This window comes from Marinobacter sp. W-8 (assembly GCF_044342215.1).
Lineage (GTDB): Bacteria > Pseudomonadota > Gammaproteobacteria > Pseudomonadales > Oleiphilaceae > Marinobacter > Marinobacter nauticus.
The window spans coordinates 94,417-110,252 of sequence record NZ_CP172297.1 but is presented as its reverse complement, the minus strand read 5'-3'; the positions used below and the strand labels follow the sequence as shown (position 1 = coordinate 110,252).

General features: G+C 58.9%; 13 protein-coding genes. 6 read left to right on the top strand and 7 right to left on the bottom strand.

Annotated features, from left to right (window positions below):
* Positions 1-394 precede the first annotated feature (394 nt).
* Positions 395-667 (top strand): hypothetical protein, encoded by a 273-nt coding sequence (locus ACF8YQ_RS00445; protein WP_011783683.1) that lies wholly within the window; start codon positions 395-397, stop codon positions 665-667.
* A 34-nt stretch (positions 668-701) separates the two neighbouring features.
* On the opposite strand, the gene ACF8YQ_RS00440 is transcribed toward ACF8YQ_RS00445, so the two are convergent.
* Genes ACF8YQ_RS00440 through ACF8YQ_RS00430 form a run of 3 tightly spaced genes read right to left on the bottom strand, consistent with a single transcriptional unit; the run spans position 702 to position 5,225 of the window.
* Complete coding sequence (locus ACF8YQ_RS00440) at positions 702-1,115, bottom strand: response regulator (protein WP_011783682.1); 414 nt, start codon at positions 1,113-1,115, stop codon at positions 702-704.
* A 26-nt stretch (positions 1,116-1,141) separates the two neighbouring features.
* On the bottom strand, positions 1,142-1,687 hold the full coding sequence (locus tag ACF8YQ_RS00435; protein WP_023008085.1) for a hypothetical protein: 546 nt from the start codon (positions 1,685-1,687) through the stop codon (positions 1,142-1,144).
* On the bottom strand, positions 1,677-5,225 hold the full coding sequence (locus ACF8YQ_RS00430) for a 7TM diverse intracellular signaling domain-containing protein (RefSeq protein ID WP_396622270.1): 3,549 nt from the start codon (positions 5,223-5,225) through the stop codon (positions 1,677-1,679). Before ACF8YQ_RS00430 ends, ACF8YQ_RS00435 begins: the two co-directional genes overlap by 11 nt.
* Before the next feature lie 101 nt (positions 5,226-5,326).
* Between ACF8YQ_RS00430 and ACF8YQ_RS00425 the strand changes: the two genes are divergently transcribed.
* On the top strand, positions 5,327-6,418 hold the full coding sequence (locus ACF8YQ_RS00425) for a hypothetical protein (protein WP_396622269.1): 1,092 nt from the start codon (positions 5,327-5,329) through the stop codon (positions 6,416-6,418).
* Positions 6,419-6,445: 27 nt separating this feature from the next.
* Here the strand turns inward: ACF8YQ_RS00425 and ACF8YQ_RS00420 are convergent, their stop codons facing one another.
* The 3 genes from ACF8YQ_RS00420 to ACF8YQ_RS00410 form a co-directional block, all read right to left on the bottom strand.
* Positions 6,446-6,673, bottom strand: a complete 228-nt coding sequence (locus ACF8YQ_RS00420; RefSeq protein WP_022991822.1) for a hypothetical protein — start codon at positions 6,671-6,673, stop codon at positions 6,446-6,448.
* 162 nt (positions 6,674-6,835) lie between these two features.
* On the bottom strand, positions 6,836-8,122 hold the full coding sequence (locus ACF8YQ_RS00415) for a serine hydrolase domain-containing protein (RefSeq protein WP_396622268.1): 1,287 nt from the start codon (positions 8,120-8,122) through the stop codon (positions 6,836-6,838).
* 70 nt (positions 8,123-8,192) lie between these two features.
* Positions 8,193-9,416 (bottom strand): diguanylate cyclase, encoded by a 1,224-nt coding sequence (locus ACF8YQ_RS00410; RefSeq protein WP_396622267.1) that lies wholly within the window; start codon positions 9,414-9,416, stop codon positions 8,193-8,195.
* Positions 9,417-9,551: 135 nt separating this feature from the next.
* On the opposite strand from ACF8YQ_RS00410, the gene ACF8YQ_RS00405 reads away from it, so the two are divergent.
* Genes ACF8YQ_RS00405 through ybaK form a run of 4 tightly spaced genes read left to right on the top strand, consistent with a single transcriptional unit; the run spans position 9,552 to position 13,179 of the window.
* Positions 9,552-9,932, top strand: a complete 381-nt coding sequence (locus ACF8YQ_RS00405; protein ID WP_396622266.1) for a c-type cytochrome — start codon at positions 9,552-9,554, stop codon at positions 9,930-9,932.
* Complete coding sequence (locus tag ACF8YQ_RS00400) at positions 9,932-11,341, top strand: D-arabinono-1,4-lactone oxidase (RefSeq protein ID WP_396622265.1); 1,410 nt, start codon at positions 9,932-9,934, stop codon at positions 11,339-11,341. Before ACF8YQ_RS00405 ends, ACF8YQ_RS00400 begins: the two co-directional genes overlap by 1 nt.
* A 2-nt stretch (positions 11,342-11,343) precedes the next feature.
* Positions 11,344-12,648 carry a DSD1 family PLP-dependent enzyme gene (locus ACF8YQ_RS00395; protein WP_396622264.1) on the top strand — a complete coding sequence of 435 codons (1,305 nt, stop codon included), beginning with the start codon at positions 11,344-11,346 and terminating at the stop codon, positions 12,646-12,648.
* A gap of 60 nt (positions 12,649-12,708) precedes the next feature.
* Complete coding sequence (ybaK, locus tag ACF8YQ_RS00390) at positions 12,709-13,179, top strand: Cys-tRNA(Pro) deacylase (protein WP_396622263.1); 471 nt, start codon at positions 12,709-12,711, stop codon at positions 13,177-13,179.
* Between the two features lie 248 nt (positions 13,180-13,427).
* Here the strand turns inward: ybaK and ACF8YQ_RS00385 are convergent, their stop codons facing one another.
* Positions 13,428-15,671: an NADP-dependent isocitrate dehydrogenase gene (locus ACF8YQ_RS00385; RefSeq protein ID WP_396622262.1), complete on the bottom strand. Its 2,244-nt coding sequence runs from the start codon at positions 15,669-15,671 to the stop codon at positions 13,428-13,430.
* Between the last annotated feature and the right edge of the window lie 165 nt (positions 15,672-15,836).

Here is a 15,836-nt window from a genome sequence, read left to right as displayed (position 1 = left end):
GAGATCCATCCGATACCTGCCAGGCAGGTACCGCGGATTGCACAACGTAAAAACACGTGACAGGGCGAAGTATGAGGATTTCCCGCCGGTGCGTCTGTACGGGTTTGCCGAATGAACACGGCTATTGCAAACCGTCCAATTGCCTATACACTGATGACTGAACCGAATCCACAGAGCCGATATGACCAGGATGATTTCAAAGCACACCGTATACTCAGCCGCCGGTTGCCAGATTGGGCAGGCCGTGCGTGCCATGGTGAAAGACAACTAACGGCTTTCGGTCAGTCCCGGGAGCCGTTGCGGCAACCGGGGCAGCTTCTCCGCCAGACCCCGGTTGCCTGTGAGGCTCCGGGGTTTTCTGTTTTTGCAGCCGCAAAACGACAAGGAGAACATCATGAGAAGACATCCGACATCACGTGCAGCGAACCAGCCCATGACCAATCGTCAGGCTCCGATCAAGCGCCCGGAGAAGCTGCCGCTGCTGGATGCAATCTGCAAGAAACTCAATCAGCGAGTCAATCTGGATGACGAGCAGCGGGTGCTGGGTCTGTATGAGCGGGGCTGGATTTTCAAAGGCGTACTCAGCAATCTGGACGGCGCCGAAGCCCGATATGTCCGGGCTCTTGCGACCCGCTACAACTCCTGGATTGCCCGCCAGGTAGCCTGATCAGACGTGCCGCCAAAGCCGCAGGCTGAACCGGTCAATGATGCCGGTTCAGTCCGTCCATCATCGACAGATCACCGCCATGGACCATGGCGTAGTTGTTCACCACATCGTAAATCTTTTCCTGGGAGTAGGGCTTCACCACATAGCCATTCGCGCCGGCACTGATGGCACGTTGAATACTCTCGATAGAATCGTCTGCGGTGACCAGCACAATATGCTGGTTCTCCCGAACCTGTTTGAAACGGGTCATCAGTTCGTGACCGTTACCATCCGGCAGTCCCAGATCCAGCAGAATGATCTGGAACTCACTGGCCTCGAACGCCGCCCTGGCAGAGGCAGCATCCGCACATTCAGACACGCTGGTAGCACCGGCTTTGTAAAGCATGTCGACCAGACGCTCCCGCATCACCGGCTCATCTTCGACCACCAGTACTCTGAGATCACTCATTACACTCTCCTGTTCTGTGCCCTGGCTCAGTAGGTATCGTTGCCGGTTCGGCGCGGCAAGTCCAGAGGTGCGGGCCCGGGGCGGACATCAACCGGTTCATCACCGGCGGGCCCGCCATGGTCACCGACGGACGGTGGCGCGGTCACCCGGGTGAGAATATTGGCAATGCTGACTGCCGTTGTATAGAGGGAAATGGAGACAATCAGCAGTACCGGCTGCACAAAGGCCACAAAGCCCGGAATCTCCGCGTTCCCGGTCATACTCAGGATCAGGATGATGGCCGGCCCAAGGACCACGAACAGGGTCAGGGCAATAAAAAACACAATCCGCTCTTTGTAGCGCCCCAGATCGCGATTGGTCACCAACCCCAGCACAAACTTGCCGATAGCCAGGCCGGCCAGAATCGCCGCAGCAATACTCAGGTCGGGCCGCATCAGGGACTGGTACAGGTTGCCATCCCAGAGCCGCTGCATGGCAATGACAAGAAACGGAAACAGTACGAACAGTATGTCGGCGTATGTGCCATACATCATGCTCAGGGAATAATGTTCCTGTTTTTGGTTATCGCTCATTGGCCTGTTCCTTTGTGGTTTTCGACGACCTCTGGTGCCCCTCAAGGGCCCGGTCAATCATGGCGTTCAGGATGGTCAGTTCCTGTCGAATCATCCCCCTCTCTCCGGGGCTTGAGCGTACACATCGCTCAAGTATCCCTGCCTGTTCTGTCATCAACGGATAGCCCATGGCACCGGCGGTGCCCTTGATCTGATGGCTCTCGGATTGCAATTGCTGCAACTGTCCCTGGGCCAGCGCGGCTTCCATGCGCCGCTTTCGCTCGGCCAGGCTATCGAGGAAACGGTTCACCAGCGGACCAATGTCATCGTCAACCGCCTCGCCGACCCATTGTTCCACCGGCAGATAGCGATCCAGCAGGGCCTGCAGGTGGGCATGGTCAATGGGCTTGTTCAGCACGCCATCGCAGCCGGCCTCCAGCAAGGCTTCATTTTCAGCCTGATCACCGGCGGTAAAGGCAATGATCGGCCGCCGGAAGCCCGCCTGGCGCAAGAGCTGAGTGGCCGCGACGCCATCCATGCCCGGCATGTGGCGATCCATAAGCACCAGTTTCACGGTCTCCGACAGGGCCCGGCGAACCGCTTCTTCCCCGTTGGTCACCAGCAACGGCTCGGCGCCGGTGCGGCGGAGCATCCGCTCCACCAGCCCACGGTTATCATCGTTGTCTTCGGCCACCAGCACCTTGCCGCTGTATCGGTGACCGGAACCCACCGCCGTTTCCGCCGACAACGCCAGGTAACGGGCCAGCACCTCGTAAAAGCGCTGCTTGTCGATGGGTTTAGCCAGGTGATCATTGCATCCCGCCAGACGATATTCGGCGATATCCTCGGCCATAACATTGGCCGTAAGCGCAACCACCGGGGTGTTAACACCTGCTTCCCGCAACGCCAGGGTGGCATCCCGGCCATTCATCACCGGCATCTGGATGTCCATCAGAATCAGATCGAAGTGCTCGCGGGTGGCGCGTTCCAGGGCTTCCGCGCCATTACTGACATGCACCAGCTCGGCACCGGTGCGCCCCACCAGCAACGACACCAGCCGACGGTTTACATCGTTATCCTCGGCACAGAGGATGCGGCCCGACAACCGGGGCGCCATGACCATGGCAATGGCCCGGCGCCGCTGGCTGAATTCCGAGGCATCCCGCAGGAAATGAACCTGCGCAAGTTCACCGGTGCTGATGCACACTTCAAATTCACTGCCTTCACCGTAGGTGCTGGACACCCGGATATCACCGCCCAGCAGTTCCGCCAGCCTCCGGGATATACTGAGGCCGAGCCCCGTGCCGCCATACTGGCGGGAAATTGCGGTGCTGCCCTGGGCAAAGGGGTCAAACAGACGGTCCAGCTGTTCCGGCTTCATGCCAATCCCGGTATCCACCACCCGGGCGTAAAGCTTCTCGGCGTCCCGATCACAGCGAACGATCAGGGAGATAGACCCATTTTCCGTGAACTTCAGGGCATTTCCACACAAATTGATGATAATTTGCCGGTAACGGGTTGGGTCGGTCCGGATTTTCTCGGGCAGGGGATAATCGCAGATGATACTGAAATCCAGGCCCTTTTCCCGGGCTCGGGGGGCGAAGAAACCGCGGATTTCATCCAGCAACTCCGGCAGGTTGACCGGCACCACGTCAACATCCAGCTTGTTAGCGTCGATCTTTGAGTGGTCGAGAATATCGTTCACCAGCTCCAGCAGGTGACGCCCGCTGCGAACCACCGTTTCCGCACTGCTGCGTTTTTCAGTTTCGTTCAGGTCCGGGTCCAGCAGCGTTTCGCCATAACCGATGATGGCCGCCAGCGGGGTCCGGATTTCATGGCTCATATTGGCCAGGAACTGGCTCTTGGCCTGGGCCGAATTCCGCGCCAGCTCTTTTTCCAGCCGCTCCTGCTCCCGCTCCCGCTCGATCTGCAGGCGCTGATGACTCTCGGTAGCATCAATACAGGTGCCTTCGAGGTGCATGGGCAGGCCCTCGGCATCGTACACCGTATGCAAGGAAATGGTGGCCCAGCGTTCGTCGCCCTGACGGGTCAGGTAGCGGGCTTCAATGCCCTTCACCGTGCCTCGGGCTTCCAGTTGCTCCACCACCAGGCGCCGCAACCGCTCATCGGCAATGCAGGTTTCCAGCACATCCGGGTTGCGCGCCAGCAGCTCTCGGCTGCTGCTGTAGCCCAACAATTCGGCCATGGCCGGGTTGGCGGTAACAAACCGACGTTCCGGTGACATCTGGAACACGCCTTCAATGGCGTTATCAAACAGCGACTGGTAACGCCTCAGGTTTGCCAGAGCGCGCTGGTTCCAGGCCAGGGCCTCGCCCTGAACCTGCTTGATTCGGTCAGCCAGGGCAAAGGAAAACAGAATGATCTGGGCCGTCAGGCCGAACTGTGGCGAATAGCTGGTAAAGGTATTCAGCGGCAGGTAACCCATCACCGTCAGCGCATAGATACCAAACCCGATCAGGGCCAGGGTCCAGGCAAAGAAATAGGAGCGTGCTGCCGGGTTGTAATAGCGCCAGGACAGATAACTGACCACAATCAGAATGATACTGAGCAGAATCGAGCCGACCACAATCCATTCCATGGCCACCGAATAGGGCATGAAAAACGACAAACCAAAGGTGGTGACGACAGAGGTCAGACATAACCGGAGTACATGATCCAGATCGGGCGAGCGTTGCCGGGTTTCCAGCAGCGAACGGGCCATCAACAGGCCAAAGAACCAGGTCAGGATAATCTGGAAATGGAGGTATTCCTTGTTGAGCAAGGCTGGTCGGCTATCCAGCAACTGGACGCCGTGCACCTGTTCGGTACCGATGAAGACCGCCGCACACACCAGGTAGAGCACGTAGTAGATGTTGCTGCGCTCCCGCACCGATACCGCCACAAACAGGTTGTAGGCCAGGATAGCCAGGATGGCACCCAGCAACAGCCCGCGTACGGCTTCATCAATGGAGACCTTTTCTATGTAACTGTCGGGGTGCCAGAGGGTAATCGGCAGACGGAAAGTGTTGGTGTTGGTAATGCGCAGGAAAACCGTGGTGACGGTATCGGGCGGTAATCTGAGCCGAAAGGTCGGGTTTGGCACCGCCAGGTCCCGATCGTCCCAGCTGTCCAGATACCCGGTCTGGCGTTGTTCCACCAGCTGGCCATCCCGCACCAGATACAGCCGAACGTCATCCACCAGTGGCAGCGCCAGCTCCAGTATCCAGTCCGAGTGGGAGGTTAAACGGCGGGTGCTCAGGTCAAAGCGGGTCCAGTAGGCCGAGCCGGTATAACCAAAATTAAGCACGCCCCCCTGGTGACGGGTCAGCGTGTCCTGGCCCGCGGCGCGAACCTCATCAATCGCCAGCGACTGCTGCGGATCTTCCAGGTACCAGAGGCACTCGCCCAGATCCGGGATGCTGCCGGTGTTGTGATCCAGCATGATCTGTCCATCCCGGCAGGCATTCTGGGCCTGTGCCACAGATGGCAAAACCAGAACGGCCAGAAACAGGAGCAGAACCACCGTCCGCACCGGGATATGGGCAAACCGTTGCTGCAAAATGTGATCTCCGCGCGGGTAGCTGCGTGCTTTATCGTTTATTGTCAGCACTCGTCACTTTAGCCGTTCACACGCTTTTTCGCACCCCGGGGTCACCTGAAATGAGACATTCCTGCCTTTTTGCTGCTGTTTCACTCACGTTACTGACACTCAGCGGTTGTCGGATTGAAAGTGGCGGCGATTCCTCGTCGACGTTAAATCCGGCCAGTAATGTTGATCTCACCTTCAGCACCTTTGACCTCGCGGATACAGACCGTGCCCCGAACACCCTGAGCAAAACACGGTTCGCTGACTTCTATCCCGGTATCGAGCCGAACGGCGCAAACCAGACAGCGGAGTACCAGGCAACGGCTGCCGACATCCGTCGCCATATCGACCGGTTTATCGGTGCCGAGCCCACCAGCGACGAAAAAAACTACCGCAAGGTTCGTAACCCTCTCGATCTGATGAATCAGGTGATCAGCGTAGGGCGCGTCGATAATTTTGATGAAGGGCGGGACTATATCCGCAGGCGCATTGAAGCCGGTGAGTCAGGAACCTATAACTCCCGCTCCAATCAGGCCTCCATCCGATTTACCGATCAGGCTGCGACCCTCGAAAATCGCCCTCTGAATGCCCGGGAATGGCGTTATCAGACCCTGGACTGGCGCTATCAGGCTGGCAGCGAAACCGGGCATGTTTATCGCACTATCCAGTACGTTGCCCGCAGCGTCGACGCCGAAGACAGCAATGAACAACCACAATTGCTGAGTGTTCTCGCAGGCTCAAGGTTCAGTGCGGCGTCATTCAGCGCTATTGGCTACAACCAGCCGGAATACGCGACGGCAGACTACGTGTCACGGGATTACGGAGGCATCGAACTGCGCCAGGAGTTCATCGGAACTACCCAGAAAGATACCTTGTATATCAAAAGTCCGGATCAGGCGGTCATTGATTTCAGCCGACACGGCTTCAATCTGGAGGATGACAGCCCGGACTGTCTCCGCGTTGAACTGGATTACGGAATGAGCGCGGTCCACCTGTTCGTCTCCAACGACGAACCGGCAAGAATTCCGGATCCGGATGAAGATCCCGCCGATTACGAGAACGCCGATGACATTCCAACCGTCAGCAATCCGGCAAACTGCGCTAATCAGCCAGAAACGGAATTCCTGATGTCCTGGAGTGCAGAATCCACACCTGACCGACAGTAGCAATCGTCTCTGCAGAAACCGGGCCTGTTACAGGTCCCAATTCTGCAGAAAGCCCTTTTTTCGGCAGATCATCCGTTCATACGTGGAAATCATGATGGCTGCGTGGGGGGCCTTGGTCAGGCGCAGGGTTTCAATCCGGCGCTCCAGGCGCTGCACTTCATCGCAGATCTGCTGCTGCACGTGGGAACGAACACTGTCGTGCTGATCAAGCTTGACGCTACGCTGCTCAGGCGGGGGAAATTGCGGCTTTTCCATAGTTAACCTCGTCCAATGAGTGTGGAAAACATCCTTATTGATTAATACCAAGTGTGCCGAACTGTCAGACAAAGTGCAATTACAATGAACAAGCTTTCACTTTTTTTGACAGATTCTGGCGTCAGGCCTTGAGCGCCAAGGCCTGACGCCTTAATGAAACGCTCAGGCTGCCACCAGTCTCCGCTGGTTTTCCGGCAACACCGGGAACTGTTTGCAGACAGTGTAGACGAAACGGGCCAGGGCTGGTAAGTGATGGCCCACAATCGAAAAACCGGTGTTCAACAAGCTGACGGAAATGTCCCGGGCCGGGTCCGCCCAGCACAGTTTGTTGATCAGCCCGACATGGCCAAACGCATAACGGCTTTGCTGGCCCCAAAGGCCAACAGGATTGCTGCCCAGCATCATGCCGGCACTGAATCGCATGGGCACCAGCATGGTCCTGTCCATCTGCAGTGAGCCAAATTGCTGGATGGCACGGCGAACCGTGAGTTCGCTGCAGATGCGCTTGCCATCCCAACTGCCACCATTGAGCATCATCTGAAAGAAGCGCCCCATTTCTTCGGCTGTGCCGCACAGATTTCCGGCGGGGATCACCGCCTCCTGGAAGCGGGGGTCGTTGGTGACTTTCTCCACCGTCCGAATATCACCACCCAGCGCACGGTTCACCACCCAGGACACCGGAAATCGGGGCGTCGGGCCGGTCGCATAATTGCTGGCCAGCTCATGCAGGTGTTCGGGAGCAATGCCATAGGTAAACCATTTCATACCCATGGGCCGGCGCAGGTAACGATCCAGGTAGCTTTCGATAGTGTCGCCGGTTACCTTTTCCAGAACCCGCTGCAACACAAAGCCACCGGTAATGGCATGGTAGGCCACCTTGGCGCCGTCCACTTCGACTGGCTTGGCGGCGCACAGAAGCCGCCAGATTTCGTCGCGGTCCCAAAGCACGTCGATCGGGGTTTCCCGGGGTATCGCGGGGATACCGCCCCGGTGGGAGAGAATCTGGTGCACGGTAATCGTGCGCTTGCCGTTACGGGCAAATTCCGGGCAATAGTAGGACACCGGGTCCATCAGGTTAACCAGCCCCTGCTCGGACAACATATGCATCAGTAACGCGGTGACTGCTTTGGAGGCGGAAAAGAAACAGATCGGGGTGTCGGTGGTCATGGGAATGCGCGGCAACGAGGCCGGATCGTGGGGACCATTACCCCGGGCGTGTCCGATCGACCGGTGCAATACCTGCTCACCCCGATAACGCAGGGACAATTGAATACCTGGATGCACTCCGGTTCTGTACAGGGCCTCAACACTGCGCCACACAGCCTCGGCGGCACTGCTGTCGAGCCCGACCCGATCCGGGTGTTCACCGGCGGTGTCGCGAAAAGTCACCGGGGTCAGATCCCGTGGCACATCACAGGTATGCAGGGCACGGCGGGCGAGTGAATGCATGATAAACGCCTTATCAGTCTTGTTATTGGTTGGTGCGCCAGAGGTTTTCAGCCAGGACCGGAAAACGTGACTATCTGAAACCATTATGGACTGGCTGAACCGCCTGTGCCATGGCGATACAGTTCCGACCCTGTTTTTTGGCCCGATACATCGCCTTGTCGGCGGCAGCGCAAAGCGCATCGAGCGTGTCGCCATGGTCGGGAAAGACCGCCACGCCAATACTGATGGTCAATCGAATGTTGTGGCCGGATTCCAGCGCCACCGGCTGGTTACAGACGCGCTGACGCAAGCGCTCGGCCGTTTCCTCGGCTTCGGCAACGTCCATCTCCGGCAGAATAATGACAAACTCTTCGCCTCCGAAACGGCCCAGGGTATCAACACTGCGGACACTGTCCTCAAGCAGGCTGCTGACGGAACAGAGCACAGAATCGCCAGCAGCGTGGCCCCAGGTATCGTTGATTTCCTTGAAGTGATCGAAGTCGATCCACAGTAACGCGAAGGGACGATTGTACCGACGCGCCCGCTCCAGCTCCTCTGTCAGCACCCGTGAGCACTCCCGGCGGTTGAGCACACCGGTCAGGGAGTCCCGCGTGGCCAGGGCTTCGAGCTCGTTTTCCAGCTGCTTACGGTCGGAAATATCCAGAATAATGCCTTCGAGCACCATGGTACCGTCATCGTCCAGTACGCCGCAGCCCCGCTCCCAGACCCATATCTTCCTTCCATCCTTTCGGGTAATGGCGTATTCGACGGAGAAAGACTCACCTTTGCGGACCGCCGTTTCCACTTCCTGCGCTATCTGTTCTGAGTTTTCCTCGTCCATCAGCGCGGCGAAGCTGGTGATTCGATTTTGGATCAGCTCGTCCGGCTGATAACCCGTCAGATCTACGCAGCCCGCCGATACGAACAACATGGTCCAGTCCTCGTCCGGCAGGCAGCGGTAGGCCATGCCCGGCAGGTTATCCATCAGCACCGTCAGCTGTCGTTCACGGCGGCGGAGCGCTCGGCGCTGGTTAGCCTGCAGGGACAGCAGCAAGCGATCCTTGTGGAGCTGACGCAGAATTACCGAGAACAGCACCAGGCCAGTCACCACCACAAACAGAAACCCTTTCCAGGTCTGTACCAGCGACAACTCGTGGGGATCCGGAAACCAGAGCCCGACAATTCGATCCGAGAAAGTAATCCAGATAAGGCCGGCCACCAGATACACCAGTGTTGCCCACAGTGCCCGCCTCAGCGGACTGTGGCTTTCTTTCAGTCGCGTCAGCTCCGAATAATCCGGCCGTTCTGGATCCATGAGAATTTCCTTGTTGCCTCTAGATTCCTATACAAAAAGTAGACAGTTACAGATCATGAGTCGAGAAGGATTTGCAGTTTCAGGCAGAATCGATGAGACTAAACGTGACACATAATCGCGTTACGGATAACAACAATGAAATTGCACCAGCGTCTGCCCGGGGCCGTCGCGGCCACTATCGCCATCGCCCTGACTGCCTGCAATGGCGATCACAGCCCATCGGCTGCCGTTCAGGCCCATGCCGCCAACAGCAGCCCGGCGAGTCCGGAACTGGCCGCGGTCTACCAGCGGTCCTGCCAGACCTGCCACGCCCGCGGCACCTCGGATGCCCCCTTGACCGGCCATGGCGAGGCCTGGCAGCCAAGGCTGGACAAAGGCATGAATGCCCTCGTGGATAACGTGGTCTCTGGCATGGGCGGCATGCCGCCCTACGGGCTCTGTATGGACTGCAACGCCGAGCAGTTCCGCCAGTTGATCCGCTTTATGGCCACGCCTGCCGAAGCGGAGGGCCAGTGATGGAGCGGCGCCATTTTCTGCAACTACTGATCAGCACCGCCATCGTCAGTCACCTTTACCCGGCCGCCGCTGATGAAAGCCCGTTAACGGCCCCAGGTGAGTCTTCACAAATCCCTCTGCCCTGGCGAAACTGGTCCGGCTCTCAGACGTGTCTGCCAAGCAACCGTGTTGCTCCAGCCACCATCCAAGAGCTCCGGCAATTACTGCAGAACCCCGACAACTCTGGGTTTACCATACGCCCCGTTGGTTCCGGGCACTCATTCTCAGCCCTGGTACCCACTGACGGTATTCTGGTCTCGCTGGCGCGCATGACCGGTGTTCTGAGCCACGATGATCAGCAGTGCCAGGCCCGCATCGCTGCCGGAACCCTGCTGGGGCAGGTGGGCCGGCCGCTGGAGGCCATCAACCAGGCATTGTTCAACATGCCGGACATTGATCAACAGGCCCTGGGCGGACTGTTGGCCACTGCAACCCACGGCACCGGCGCCGGGTTGATGAGCCTGTCCGGCTATGTCGAGGCTCTCACGCTGATGACCGCCGGGGGCGAGCTGCTGGAATGCAGCCGGCACCAGCACCCGGAGATTTTCCACGCCGCCCGGGTTGGCCTCGGCTGCCTGGGCATTGTGACCGACGTGACCCTGCAGAACACCCGACCTTACCGGTTGCGCAAGACCACCGAGTGGCTGCCACTGGACGACATTCTGGATGCTGCCGATGCCCGCGCCGACCAGCACCGCAACTACGAGTTCTATTACATTCCGTTCTCCGGCATGGGTTTTACCAGCCAGCATGATCTGACCGACGAACCGGTATCGGCCACCGCCCAGCTGGACCAGAATGACGGTGCCCGGGATCTGCAGCGGGCGCGGGACTACCTGGCCTGGTCACCCCGATTGCGCCGGCTGATCCTGGGCGGCTATATCCGTACCCTGGACAAAGAGGTGAAAGTGGCCGCGTCCTGGCAGAACTACACCAGCGACCGCAATGTCCGTTTCAATGAAATGGAATACCACTTGCCGCGGGAAAACTGGCAGGCGGCCTTCCGGGAGATCGTGTCTGTGGTGGAAGCACAGTTTCCCGAGGTGTTCTTTCCCTTCGAGGTTCGCTTTGTGAAGGCCGACGATGCCTGGCTCAGCCCGTTTTACCAGCGCGATTCCGTCTCCATTGCGGTACACCGGTTCTTCGAGGAAGACTATCAACCCATGTTCGCGGCGCTGGAGCCGATTTTACTGCGACACGGCGGCCGGCCCCACTGGGGCAAGCTCAACACCCTCAAGTCCGGTGATTTCCGGGCCCTGTATCCCAGGTGGCAGGATTTTCAGGAGGTGCGGCGCAGCCTGGACCCGGGCGGGCGGTTTCTCAATCCTTACCTGGCCGGCCTGTTCGAGACGACGGGGGAGAGCGCGTAACCATGGCCCACAGTAATGCCTTCGTTCGACAACGCCGCCGGCTTCTGCTCGGCGCCACCGCCCTGGGTGCCGCCGGCGCCCTGGCCTGGTTGCGACCAGAAGCTCGCCAGGACGGACATAACCCCTATTTCCGGGCTCTGGACGTCGCCCTTACTGAAGCCGGCCTGGCAACCCCCACACTGGTACTGGATCAGGCCAGACTGGAGCACAACCTGTCGGCCCTGAACAGCCATCTGAACGGCGAATACCATTACCGCATTGTGGTCAAATCACTGCCGTCTCTGCCGCTTCTGCAGAGGATCATGGCGGCTACCGGCAGTAACCGGCTGATGGTTTTCCATCAACCCTTTCTCAACGCCGTGGCCGATGCCCTGCCTCAGGCGGATGTGCTGATGGGCAAGCCGCTCCCGGTGGCCGCCGTTGACCGTTTCTACCAGCAGCTGACATCCAGCACCAACGGTTTCCGGCCAGAACAGCAACTGCAATGGCTGGTGGATTCCCGGCAGCGGCTTGAGGCCTATGAAGGTTTTGCCCGGTCAAAGCAACGCCGGCTGCGTATCAATCTCGAGATCGATATTGGCCTGCATCGGGGCGGATTCACCGATACCGGCGAACTGGCCCGGGCCCTGACCACGATTGACCGCTCGCCCTGGCTCAGTTTCAGCGGATTCATGGGCTACGAACCTCATATCATGAAGGCACCGGGGCCAGCAGCATGGCTGCGGGACCGGGCCATAGCTCGGTATCGGGACTATGTGACCACCGCCGAGCAACATCTGGGGCGTTCCCTGGCAGGCCTCACGTTCAACAGCGGCGGCTCCACCACCTATCAGCTCTATCGCGGCCTGTCCGGAGAGCTGCCCGTGAATGAGCTCTCCGCCGGGTCCGGCCTGGTAATGCCCACGGATTTCGACCTGCCAACACTGTCTGACCACCGGCCCGCGGCGTTCATTGCCACGCCCGTCCTGAAGCTGCTGGCAAGCACCCGAATTCCCGGTGCCCCCGGGCTGGGCAGGCTGCAGGCACTGTGGAACCCGAACCGGGCCCGCACGGCTTTCATCTACGGCGGCAACTGGCCGGCAACGCCGGTGTCACCGGCAGGATTAACCGATAATCCGGTCTACGGCCGATCCAGTAATCAGGAAATGCTGAATTTCGCCGATGGGCTCAATCTGGCAGAGGGCGACCGGGTGTTCCTGCGGCCACACCAGAGCGAATCGGTCTTCCTGCAGTTTGGCGATCTGGCTGTCTTCGATCCGACCCGGGGAGCGATTACCGACCGTTGGCCGGTGTTCCGGGAAGGATGAACTCGTTGGCGGCACATGCTTTAATCGGTGCTACGTTCGATCCAACCAACAGGAACCGTCATGACCCCCGCAATCAACGCCGCCAAACAGGCCCGGGTGAATTTCATCATTCACGAGTATGAGCACGATCCGGCTGCGGAAAGCTATGGCGAGGAAGCGGCGGAAAAAACCGGTGCGAACCCGGCCCAGGTGTTCAAGACCCTGGTAGTCAGCCTCGATGGTAAGAATCTGGCGGTGGGCATCGTACCTGTCACCGCCATGCTCGGTTTGAAACAGATTGCCAAGGCTGCCGGCGCCAAGAAAGCCGTCATGGCCGACAAACAGCTGGTGCAGCGCACCACCGGCTACGTCCTGGGTGGGGTCAGTCCCCTGGGCCAGAAAAAACCTCTGAAAACCTTCATTGATCAATCCGCCGAAGACTTCGAAACGATCTTTGTCAGTGCCGGCAAACGGGGCCTCGAAATCGAACTGGCACCCGCCGATCTGGCCCGACTGACCCAGGCCCGGTTCGCTCCGCTGCGACAGGAGTAAGGGGTGAATCACGTCAGTGACCTGATCCTTATCGGTAGCACCCTGCTGCTATTGCTGGGCGCCCTGGCTGGACCAAATCTGCTTGACCTGCTGCAGGATAACGCGGATCAGAGCTTCAGCTACGCAAGGCCGGTGAAACCGGACAGGGCTACCAGGAAGAGCCAGACCAATAAAAAACCCGGTGAGCTTCAAGCGCACCGGGTTTCGGGGATTCATGCCGGGCCCGTGGCCCGGCTGAAACACTGGCCTTACTTCACGGAATCCCGTGCCTCGGCCAGGATCTTGTTGAAAGTGGCGCTCGGCTGCATAACCTCGCACACCTTCTCCATGGGCGGGTGGTAGTAACCACCGATATCGGCCGGATGGCCCTGCACCACGGTCATTTCTTCCAGGATCTTGTCCTTGTTCTCCTCCAGCTGGGCAGACAGCTTGGTGAAGAATTCTTTCAGTTCCTTGTCTTCATCCTGTTTGGAGAGCTCTTCCGCCCAGTAGCGGGCCAGGTGGAAGTGAGAACCACGGTTGTCCAGCTCGCCGGTTACCCGCGACGGAGACTGGTTGTTCTCCAGCAGGCGCTCGGTGGCCTTGTCGAGGGTCTGGCCCAGCAGGCGGGCGCGCTGGTTGTTCTGCTTCTCGCCCAGCTCGTCCAGAGACACCGCCGTGGCCAGGAACTCACCCAGGGAATCCCAACGCAGGTGGTTTTCCTGGATCAGCTGCTGTACGTGCTTGGGCGCGGAACCACCGGCACCGGTCTCGTACAGGCCACCGCCGTTCAGCAGCGGCACGATGGAGAGCATCTTAGCGCTGGTGCCCAGCTCCAGGATCGGGAACAGGTCGGTCAGGTAGTCACGCAGCACGTTGCCGGTTACGGAAATGGTATCCAGGCCACGGATCAGGCGCTCCATGGTCCAGCGGATAGCGCGAACCGGAGACATGATGTGAATCTCCAGGCCTTCGGTGTCCAGCTCGGCCAGGTACTTCTCGACCTTCTTGATCAGCTGGGCATCGTGGGCACGCTCATCGTCCAGCCAGAATACGGCCGGCATGCCGCTGGAGCGGGAACGGTTAACCGCCAGCTTGACCCAGTCGCGGATCGGTAGATCCTTGGTCTGGCAGGCACGCCAGATATCGCCTTCCTCAACCTTGTGCTCGGTCAGTACGGTACCGTCTTCCGCCACCACGCGCACGACACCGTCTTCCTTCATTTCGAAGGTCTTGTCGTGAGAGCCGTACTCTTCGGCTTTCTGTGCCATCAGGCCCACGTTCGGAACGGTACCCATGGTGGTGGGATCAAACGCGCCGTGGGTCTTACAGAAGTTGATCACTTCCTGGTAGATGGTGGCGTAGGTGGACTCCGGCATTACTGCCTTGGTGTCCTTCAGCTTGCCATCACGGGCCCACATCTTGCCGGAGTTACGGATCATGGCCGGCATGGAGGCATCGACGATGACATCACTCGGTACGTGCAGGTTGGTGATGCCTTTCACGGAATCGACCATGGCGATTTCCGGGCGGTGCTCGTAGCACGCGTGCAGGTCTTCCTGAATCTGCTCCTGCTTGGATTCCGGCAGCTGCTTGATCTTCTCGATCACGGACGACAGGCCGTTGTTCGGGTTAACACCGATCTCCTGGAACAGGTCACCGTACTTGTCGAACAGCTCCTTGTAGAAAACCTTCACCGCGTGACCGAACACGATCGGGTGGGAGATTTTCATCATGGTGGCTTTCACGTGCAGGGAGAACATCACGCCAGTGTTCTCACAGTCGGCAATGGCGTCTTCGAAGAACTTTACCAGAGCCTTCTTGCTCATGAACATGCCGTCGAGCACTTCGCCTTCCTGCAGCGGCAGGTCGGATTTCAGAACGGTCTGCTCGCCCTTTTTGTTCTCGAACACGATGCGGGCGTTGGTGGCCTTGTCCAGGGTCACGGACTGCTCGCTGGAGTAAAAGTCACCACCGCGCATGTGCGCCACGTGGGTACGCGAAGCCGGGCTCCATTCGCCCATGGTGTGCGGGTACTTACGTGCGAAGGCCTTGACCGCGGCCGGCGCGCGACGATCGGAGTTACCTTCACGCAGTACCGGGTTAACGGCACTGCCCAGCACCTTGCTGTAACGGGCGTGGATTTCTTTCTCTTCGTCGGTCTCCGGGTGCTCCTTGTACTCAGGCACCTTGTAGCCTTGCTCGTTCAGTTCTTTGATCGCGGCACGCAGCTGAGGAATGGAGGCAGAGATGTTCGGCAGTTTGATGATGTTGGCGTCCGGATCCTTGGTGTACTCACCCAATTCAGCCAGGGCATCCGGAACCCGCTGGTCTTCCTCAAGGTAGTCCGGGAAGCCTGCCAGAATACGCGCCGCGAGAGAGATGTCGCTGGTTTCGAAGTCGATGCCAGCCGGCTTGGCGAAGGTTTCCAGGATGGGAAGCAGTGACCGGGTGGCGAGGGCGGGAGCCTCGTCGGTCAACGTGTAGACAATCTTGGCTTTGGATGATGTCATTTTCGTCCTCAGGCTATTGGGTGGGTTCAGGACGGTCATGGCGCGGTCGGGCGTCTTGTGAACGTCCGGTCGGGCCAGTGACTGATTCGGAACTTTTGATAGACCTACTAAGATAGCATTTTTTACAAAATTTTGGTTACGATCTTAGTATAAGAACGGACTTAA

Bases quoted from the DNA above. Each gene is read 5' to 3' on its own strand.
- ACF8YQ_RS00420 (WP_022991822.1), bottom strand. From the start codon at position 6,673: ATGGAAAAGCCGCAATTTCCCCCGCCTGAGCAGCGTAGCGTCAAGCTT.
- ACF8YQ_RS00405 (WP_396622266.1), top strand. From the start codon at position 9,552: ATGAAATTGCACCAGCGTCTGCCCGGGGCCGTCGCGGCCACTATCGCC.
- ACF8YQ_RS00440 (WP_011783682.1), bottom strand. From the start codon at position 1,115: ATGAGTGATCTCAGAGTACTGGTGGTCGAAGATGAGCCGGTGATGCGG.
- ACF8YQ_RS00395 (WP_396622264.1), top strand. From the start codon at position 11,344: ATGGCCCACAGTAATGCCTTCGTTCGACAACGCCGCCGGCTTCTGCTC.
- ACF8YQ_RS00425 (WP_396622269.1), top strand. From the start codon at position 5,327: ATGAGACATTCCTGCCTTTTTGCTGCTGTTTCACTCACGTTACTGACA.
- ACF8YQ_RS00415 (WP_396622268.1), bottom strand. From the start codon at position 8,122: ATGCATTCACTCGCCCGCCGTGCCCTGCATACCTGTGATGTGCCACGG.
- ACF8YQ_RS00435 (WP_023008085.1), bottom strand. From the start codon at position 1,687: ATGAGCGATAACCAAAAACAGGAACATTATTCCCTGAGCATGATGTAT.
- ybaK (WP_396622263.1), top strand. From the start codon at position 12,709: ATGACCCCCGCAATCAACGCCGCCAAACAGGCCCGGGTGAATTTCATC.
- ACF8YQ_RS00385 (WP_396622262.1), bottom strand. From the start codon at position 15,671: ATGACATCATCCAAAGCCAAGATTGTCTACACGTTGACCGACGAGGCT.
- ACF8YQ_RS00445 (WP_011783683.1), top strand. From the start codon at position 395: ATGAGAAGACATCCGACATCACGTGCAGCGAACCAGCCCATGACCAAT.
- ACF8YQ_RS00400 (WP_396622265.1), top strand. From the start codon at position 9,932: ATGGAGCGGCGCCATTTTCTGCAACTACTGATCAGCACCGCCATCGTC.
- ACF8YQ_RS00410 (WP_396622267.1), bottom strand. From the start codon at position 9,416: ATGGATCCAGAACGGCCGGATTATTCGGAGCTGACGCGACTGAAAGAA.